Origin of the sequence: Asticcacaulis sp. AC402, assembly GCF_000495835.1 — a bacterium.
Classification (GTDB): Bacteria; Pseudomonadota; Alphaproteobacteria; order Caulobacterales; family Caulobacteraceae; genus Asticcacaulis.
The window spans coordinates 1-309 of sequence record NZ_AWGC01000087.1 but is presented as its reverse complement, the minus strand read 5'-3'; the positions used below and the strand labels follow the sequence as shown (position 1 = coordinate 309).

Genomic DNA, 309 nt, shown 5'->3' with positions numbered 1-309 from the left:
TGTAGGTCAGTGTGTCGCCATCGCCGTCGCTGGCCACAACCGAGTCTTCCAGGATGCCGTCTTCGGCGATCGTAAAGCTGGCGGCGGCCGCCACCGGCGCGTCGGGAACACTGGCCAGGGTGAAGGTGCGCGTTTGGCCGGACAGTTCACCGCCCTGGCCGTCGCTGACGGTGTAGGTCAGGGTTACGCTGCCGTTGTAGTTGGCCGCCGGCGTAAAGGTCCAGCCGCCTTCTGTGATGGTCAGAGTGCCGTGATCGGCCGAGATGTCCGAAACGGTTAATGCGCCATCGATGTCACTGAGCCCTTCCA

General features: G+C 63.8%; 1 protein-coding gene. It reads right to left on the bottom strand.

What is annotated here, in order from left to right:
• Positions 1-309 (bottom strand): Ig-like domain-containing protein (locus ABAC402_RS40530; RefSeq protein ID WP_040410162.1); only part of this gene is annotated, 309 nt, incomplete at both ends.